8 protein-coding genes are annotated in these 6,449 nt (G+C 69.6%); 6 read left to right on the top strand and 2 right to left on the bottom strand.

Going from position 1 to position 6,449, the window contains the following annotated elements; all coding sequences use genetic code 11:
- On the top strand, positions 1-463 hold a 463-nt coding region (locus VGE49_RS04575), incomplete at its 5' end, for a YbjN domain-containing protein (protein ID WP_331033397.1).
- A 154-nt stretch (positions 464-617) separates the two neighbouring features.
- On the opposite strand, the gene mdh is transcribed toward VGE49_RS04575, so the two are convergent.
- Positions 618-1,580 (bottom strand): malate dehydrogenase, encoded by a 963-nt coding sequence (gene mdh / locus VGE49_RS04570; RefSeq protein ID WP_331033396.1) that lies wholly within the window; start codon positions 1,578-1,580, stop codon positions 618-620.
- A gap of 141 nt (positions 1,581-1,721) precedes the next feature.
- Between mdh and VGE49_RS04565 the strand changes: the two genes are divergently transcribed.
- Both VGE49_RS04565 and VGE49_RS04560 read left to right on the top strand, forming a co-directional pair.
- On the top strand, positions 1,722-2,624 hold the full coding sequence (locus tag VGE49_RS04565; protein ID WP_331033395.1) for an SIMPL domain-containing protein: 903 nt from the start codon (positions 1,722-1,724) through the stop codon (positions 2,622-2,624).
- Positions 2,621-3,049 carry an HIT domain-containing protein gene (locus tag VGE49_RS04560; RefSeq protein WP_331033394.1) on the top strand — a complete coding sequence of 143 codons (429 nt, stop codon included), beginning with the start codon at positions 2,621-2,623 and terminating at the stop codon, positions 3,047-3,049. Before VGE49_RS04565 ends, VGE49_RS04560 begins: the two co-directional genes overlap by 4 nt.
- Here VGE49_RS04560 and VGE49_RS04555 read toward each other — a convergent pair.
- Positions 3,039-3,626 carry a hypothetical protein gene (locus tag VGE49_RS04555; RefSeq protein ID WP_331033393.1) on the bottom strand — a complete coding sequence of 196 codons (588 nt, stop codon included), beginning with the start codon at positions 3,624-3,626 and terminating at the stop codon, positions 3,039-3,041. The genes VGE49_RS04560 and VGE49_RS04555 overlap by 11 nt on opposite strands.
- Positions 3,627-3,805: 179 nt before the next feature.
- Here VGE49_RS04555 and sdhC point away from each other — a divergent pair, with 179 nt between their 5' ends.
- The 3 genes from sdhC to sdhA form a co-directional block, all read left to right on the top strand.
- Positions 3,806-4,270: a succinate dehydrogenase, cytochrome b556 subunit gene (sdhC, locus tag VGE49_RS04550; RefSeq protein ID WP_331033392.1), complete on the top strand. Its 465-nt coding sequence runs from the start codon at positions 3,806-3,808 to the stop codon at positions 4,268-4,270.
- The gene (gene sdhD, locus VGE49_RS04545) at positions 4,267-4,665 is read left to right on the top strand and encodes a succinate dehydrogenase, hydrophobic membrane anchor protein (protein WP_331033391.1); all 399 of its coding nucleotides are present in this window, start codon (positions 4,267-4,269) and stop codon (positions 4,663-4,665) included. Before sdhC ends, sdhD begins: the two co-directional genes overlap by 4 nt.
- 6 nt (positions 4,666-4,671) lie before the next feature.
- Positions 4,672-6,449 (top strand): succinate dehydrogenase flavoprotein subunit (sdhA, locus tag VGE49_RS04540; protein WP_331033390.1); only part of this gene is annotated, 1,778 nt, incomplete at its 3' end.

Below are 6,449 nucleotides of genomic sequence, written 5' to 3'. Positions count from 1 at the left end.
GCCGGCGCCCGACGCGGCGCCGGCGTCGACCGGCCTGCCCGTCGCCGCCGTGGTCGACTGGCTGAAGGCCCAGGGCCTGACCGTGGGCGAGGTGCAGGGCGGGAACGAGCCCTATGTCCAGGTGCATGAAAGCGCGGATCTGGCCTGGACCGTCACCTTCAACAGCTGCGAAAACCAGGTCTGCGGCGACCTGCAATTCGGCGCCGGGTTCAGCAATCCTCAGGTGACGCTGGACAGGGTCAACGCCTGGAACGCCGAGCGCCGCTTCACCAAGGCCTTCTACGAAGCCCCCTCGGGCGGACGCGTCGACGGCGCCGCCATCTTCCAGCAGGACGTGGTGCTGCTGAACGGAATCGGTCCGTCGCAACTGACCGACAGCGTCGCCATCTGGCGCAGCCTTCTGCCCGCCTTCGCCCTGCACGTCGGCTATTTCGTGCCGAACGCGGCGACCCCGGCCAACTGACCAGAAAAAAGGCCGCACCCGAAGATGCGGCCCTTTCCATTTTGGTTCGGCCGCGGTCAGAAGGCTCCGCCTTCTCGACCCGACGCGGCCGGGACGCCTATGCGCTCAAGCAGCGAGGCTCCGCGAGCCGAGCGATAGCGCCTCTTCGCTGGCCTTAAGCCAGCGACGGCTCGATGTCCTTGCAGGCCTGGATCAGGCCGTTCACGGATTCCACCGACTTGGCGAACATGGCCTTTTCGTCGTCGTTGGTGGTGAACTCGACGATCTTCTCGACGCCGTTCGCGCCGATCAGGGCCGGGACGCCGACGTAGAGGTCCTTGAGGCCGTACTCGCCCGACAGCCAGACGGCGCAGGGCAGGACGCGCTTCTGGTCCAGCAGGTAGGACTTGGCCATCGCAATCGCGCTTTCGGCCGGGGCGTAGAAGGCCGAGCCGGTCTTCAGCAGGGCCACGATCTCGCCGCCGCCCTTGCGGGTACGCTCGACGATGGCGTCCAGATCGGCTTGCGACAGGAAGCCGGCGGCGACGGCGTCCGGCAGCGGCAGGCCGCCCACGGTCGAGTGGCGCACCATCGGCACCATGTCGTCGCCGTGACCGCCCAGGGTCCAGGCGTGGATGTCCTGCACCGAGACGCCGGTCTTTTCAGCCAGGAAGTAGGCGAAGCGCGCCGAGTCCAGCACGCCGGCCATGCCGACGACCTTCTCCTTGGGCAGGCCCGAGAACTTCTGCAGGGCCCAGACCATGGCGTCGAGCGGGTTGGTGATGCAGATGACGAAGGCGTTGGGGGCGTGCTGCTTGATGCCCTCGCCGACGGCCTTCATCACCTTCAGATTGATGCCGATCAGGTCGTCGCGGCTCATGCCCGGCTTGCGCGGCACGCCGGCGGTGACGATGCAGACGTCGGCGCCGGCGATGTCGGCGTAGTCGTTGGCGCCCTTGAGCGCGACGTCCTGGCCGAAGACGGCCGAGGCTTCGGCGATGTCGAGGGCTTTGCCCTGCGGCGTGCCTTCGGCGATGTCGAACAGGATGACGTCGCCCAGCGCTTCGCGCGCGGCCACGTGGGCCAGGGTGCCGCCGATCATGCCGGCGCCGATAAGGGCGATCTTTGCGCGAGCCATACAGTCTCTCCAGTCGATGTTGCGTGTGCGAAACGGTGGTGGATGGCGGGCGGTCTAGACCCGCGCGGAAGGCTGGGCAAGGCGCCGGCCTTTACGGCCCCGCCCGGGCCTGCGACGGTGGCCGCAAATAGGGAGACGCCCATGCGCCTTGTCGCCGCTGTTCTGCTGATCGCCGCCGCCCCGGCCGCCCTGCCGTCCCTGGCCCTGGCCCAGACGCCGCCGGCGACCATCGGCGCCAGCCATGTGCCCGCGCCGTGGTGGATGCGCGATCCGGTGATCGCCTCGATCGGGCAGGTGCGGGTCGAGATCCAGGCCAATCGCGCGGGCTTCAACGCCAGCTTCCAGGCCATCGACCGGACGGCGGCCGACGCCTCGCGCAAGGCGGCGGATCAGGTGCGGGCGCTGAGCCGGACGCTGGCCGCGTACGGCGTCGACACGGTGCGGGTCGAGACGACCCTGACCACCCGGCCGCTGTACGACCAGTACCGCGACGAGAACGGCAATCTTCGCGACAACATGCGGGCCGACAAGATCGAGCGCTATCAGGCCGATGCGACCGTCAGCCTGGCGATCCGGGACGTGGCGGCGCTGGAGCGGATCTATGCGACCGTGGTGGCGTCGCAGCCGACGTCGATCGGCCAGGTCTATTTCTCGCTCGATCCCGACAACGCCTGGAAGACCAACCTGGCGGCCGAGGCGGTGAAGGACGCGCGGCGCCGGGCGCAGGCGGCGGCCGAGAACGCCGGCGCGACCCTGGGCCGGGTCAAGGTGATCGACCCGACCGGCCGCGCCTGTCAGACCGACGTGCTGGCGGGCTGGCCGTCCTATTCCGGGGGCGCGGGGCAAGCCACGACGGTCGATGAAGTGGTGGTGACGGGTACGCGGGCCAGGGCGGGAGGGCCTCCGCCTCCGGCGCCGCCGCGGCCCGAAATAAGCTTTGCGATCCCGACCGAGGCCGCCATTGAGGCGGCCCGGCTGGCCTTGCAGCCGCCGTTGCGCGAACTGACCGACAGCGCCTGCGTGGTTTACGGCCTGAACGGATGAGCGACTTCGCCGCCGATCCGGCGTTCGAGGCGGGGTCCGTCCTCGCCGCCGACTGGCCGCTGTGTCAGGTGCGGCTGCAGGACGACGCGCGGTTTCCGTGGCTGATCCTGATCCCCCGCCGGGCGGGCGCGGTCGAACTGGAGGACCTGTCGGCGGCGGATCGGGCGGCGCTGATGGAGGAGGTGGTGCGCGCGGGCGCCTTGGTGCGGGCGCTGGGCGCGGCGTCGGACCGGCCGGTGGACAAGCTGAACGTCGGGGCCATCGGCAATGTCACCGCCCAGCTGCACGTCCATGTCGTCGGCCGCCGCCGCGACGACGCCCTGTGGCCCGATCCCGTCTGGGGACGCGGCCCGGCGCGGGCCTATGGGCCGGACGAGCGGGAAGCGGCGATCACCCGGATTCTGGGCGCGCAGATCAGCGGCTGAGGGTTACGGTCTTTTCGCCGTCGGGGCCCTTGAGCACGCCGCGCCAGCCGCCCGGGGTGCGGCGCAGCGTTAGAACGCCGTCGGGCAGGGTCAGCACCGCCTCGACGCCCGATTTGGTCGCGGCGGGGATGGGGCCGACGCGCCAGTCCTTGCGCCAGGCGCCCTCGATCGGGCGGTCGCCGGGGTCGCGCAGCAGGATGCGCATCAGCTCGGTCCCGTCCTGGTCCAGCAGGCGCCAGCGGCCGTCCAGGGCGCCCATGCGGCTGTCGGCGCTGATCTCGGCGTTGGCGACGCCTTGGTCATAGGCCTGGGCCAAGGGCGAGGGCGGCTGTTCGTAGCTGCGACGGTAGTCGTCGACGGTCACGGCGCTGTCCAGACGGCGGCGCAGGTCGGCGCTCTCGGCCACGGAATCGCCCTGGGGCGCGACGGGCGCGAAATTGGCCGGCGGCGTGAAGGGCATGGCTTCGAGCCGATACAGGTCGGACGGCGCCGCATAGGGGACGGGCGTGGTCGCGGCGGGGGCGTCCTGGGGCGCGGGCGTCGACTGGATCATCAGAAGGGCGGCGGCGATCAGCATGGGCCAAAGCTGCCCCGATCGGGCGCCCGATGGCTAGAGGGGTGCGGCGACTCTTCGTCGAATTCGCAATTGCGGCGCCGCGACGGCCCGTTTCGTTGACACCCGCCCTTTGGGGTCACTAAAGCCTGTTCACTGATTTCAACGCCTGAAATCCCTCGGGTTTATTGAGAACCATTCGCATGTCGAGCCCTTCCCCGGTCTCCGGCGACGCTCGTGACGACCAGACCGGCCGTTTCGTTCGCCAGCCCAATGGCCGCGTCCGTCCGTTGTCGCCGCACCTGCAGATCTGGCGCTGGCACATCACCATGACCGCCTCGATCCTGTTCCGCGTCACCATCGGCGCGGCGACGGTGGGTGCGGCGATGCTGGTCGGCTGGCTGGCCGTGCTGGCGAGCGGGCCGGACGCCTATGCGACGCTGGCGGCCTGTGCGGCGTCGCCGCTGGGCCTGCTGGTCGGGATCGGGCTGACGTGGGTGCTGTTCTCCTTCCTGCTGAACGGCGGGCGCCACCTGATCAACGATACGGGCGCGGGCCTGACGGTGCCGTCGGCCAATCTGCTGTCGCACATCGCCGTGTGGGGGCCGTTCGTCCTGACGGCGATCTTCTGGATCGTTCTGTTCGCCAGCGGAAAGGTGTCGCTATGAGCGCTCCGGCCAGGTTCAAGAACCGGGTGAAGGTGTCCGAGCGTCACGGCGCCGGCGAATGGGCGATCGAAAAGGTCGCGCTGCTGATCCTGATGCCGCTAGCCCTGTGGGTCGCCTCCACCGCCCTGACCCTGACCGGCGCCGGTCACGACGGCGTGCTGGCGTGGTTCGCCAACGGGCTGAACGCGACGCTGGCGGCGGTCACCGCCGTGGTCTTCTTCGGCTTCGCCAGCCTGGCCTGGAAGGTGATCGTCGAGGATTACATCCATCGTCCGGGCAACAAGGCGCTGCTGATCGGTCTGATCAACATCGTCTGCCTGCTGCTGGCCGCGGCCAGCGTCTTCTTCATCGTGCGTCTGGCGACGGGCTCCGCCCCGCTGCCGGCCGGAGTCTGATCCGTCATGGCCGCTTACGAGCTTATCGATCACGAATATGACGTCGTCGTCGTCGGCGCCGGGGGCTCGGGCCTGCGCGCCGCCCTGGGCGCCGCCCAGCAGGGGCTGAAGGTCGCCTGCGTGACCAAGGTCTTCCCCACCCGTTCGCACACCGTGGCGGCGCAGGGCGGCATCTCGGCCAGCCTGGGCAACATGGGCGAGGACAGCTGGCAGTGGCACATGTACGACACCGTCAAGGGGTCGGACTGGCTGGGTGACCAGGACGCGATCGAATACCTGGTCCGCAACGCGCCCAAGGCCGTCTATGAGCTGGAGCACTGGGGCGTGCCGTTCAGCCGAACGGACGACGGCCGCATCTATCAGCGCGCCTTCGGCGGCATGACCCGCAACTTCGGCGAGGGCCCGGTGCAGCGCACCTGCGCCGCCGCCGACCGCACCGGCCACGCCATCCTGCACACCCTCTACGGCCAGTCGGTCCGTCGGGAAGTGAAGTTCTTCATCGAGTATTTCGCGCTGGACCTGATCATGCAGGACGGCGCCTGCACCGGCGTGACGGCGCTCCAGCTCGACACCGGCGAGATGCACCGCTTCCGGGCCAAGCTGGTGATCCTGGCCACGGGCGGCTACGGCCGCGCCTATTTCAGCGCCACCAGCGCCCACACCTGCACCGGCGACGGCAACGCCAGGGTGTTGCGCGCCGGCCTGCCGCTGCAGGACATGGAGTTCGTCCAGTTCCACCCGACCGGCATCTACGGCGCCGGCTGCCTGATCACCGAGGGCGCGCGGGGCGAGGGCGGCTACCTGACCAATTCCGAGGGCGAGCGCTTCATGGAGCGCTATGCGCCGACCGTGAAGGACCTGGCCCCGCGCGACATGGTCAGCCGCTCCATGACCATCGAGATCCGCGAAGGCCGCGGCGTGGGCCCGAACAAGGACCACATCTTCCTGCACCTCGATCACCTGGATCCGGCCATCCTGCACGAGCGGCTGCCGGGCATCTCCGAGTCGGCCAAGATCTTCGCCGGCGTCGACGTCACCAAGCAACCGATCCCGGTGCTGCCGACGGTGCACTACAACATGGGCGGCATCCCCACGAACTATCACGGCGAGGTGCTCACCCTGCGTGACGGCAACCCGGACAGCGTCGTCCCCGGCCTGATGGCCGTCGGCGAGGCGGCCTGCGTCTCGGTGCACGGAGCCAACCGTCTGGGCTCCAACTCCCTGACCGACCTGGTCGTGTTCGGCCGCGCCGCCGGCCTGCGCACCGGCGAGATCGTCGACAAGAACAGCGCCGTGCCGGACGCGCCCGCCTCGGCCACCGACGCCCACCTGGCCCGCCTCGACCGCTTCCGCAACGCCAACGGCTCGACCCCGACGGCCAAGCTGCGCACCGCCATGCAGCGCGCCATGCAGTCGGACGCCGCCGTCTTCCGCACCGGCAAGACGCTGGAGGAGGGTGTCTCCAAGCTGCGCGCCATCCACGCCGCCGGCGACGACATCCGCACCACCGACCGCGGCCTCATCTGGAACACCGATCTGGTCGAGACCCTCGAATACGACAACCTGATCGACCAGGCCCTCGTCACCATCGAGGGCGCCCTGAACCGCACCGAAAGCCGCGGCGCCCACGCCCGAGAGGACTATCCGGACCGCGACGACAAGAACTGGATGAAGCACACCCTGTCCTGGCTGGACGAGGCCAAGGGCCAGTCGCGGATCGATTACCGCCCGGTCCACAGCTACACGATGTCGAAGGACGTGGACTACATCCCGCCCAAAGAGCG

This window comes from Brevundimonas sp., from assembly GCF_036405315.1.
Lineage (GTDB): Bacteria > Pseudomonadota > Alphaproteobacteria > Caulobacterales > Caulobacteraceae > Brevundimonas.
The sequence above is the reverse complement of the archived record's forward strand: the minus strand, read 5'-3'. Positions and strand labels throughout refer to the sequence as shown.

Excerpts from the sequence above, each read along its gene's own strand:
- mdh (WP_331033396.1), bottom strand. The coding sequence starts at position 1,580 with ATGGCTCGCGCAAAGATCGCCCTTATCGGCGCCGGCATGATCGGCGGC.
- VGE49_RS04565 (WP_331033395.1), top strand. The coding sequence starts at position 1,722 with ATGCGCCTTGTCGCCGCTGTTCTGCTGATCGCCGCCGCCCCGGCCGCC.
- VGE49_RS04560 (WP_331033394.1), top strand. The coding sequence starts at position 2,621 with ATGAGCGACTTCGCCGCCGATCCGGCGTTCGAGGCGGGGTCCGTCCTC.
- VGE49_RS04555 (WP_331033393.1), bottom strand. The coding sequence starts at position 3,626 with ATGCTGATCGCCGCCGCCCTTCTGATGATCCAGTCGACGCCCGCGCCC.
- sdhC (WP_331033392.1), top strand. The coding sequence starts at position 3,806 with ATGTCGAGCCCTTCCCCGGTCTCCGGCGACGCTCGTGACGACCAGACC.
- sdhD (WP_331033391.1), top strand. The coding sequence starts at position 4,267 with ATGAGCGCTCCGGCCAGGTTCAAGAACCGGGTGAAGGTGTCCGAGCGT.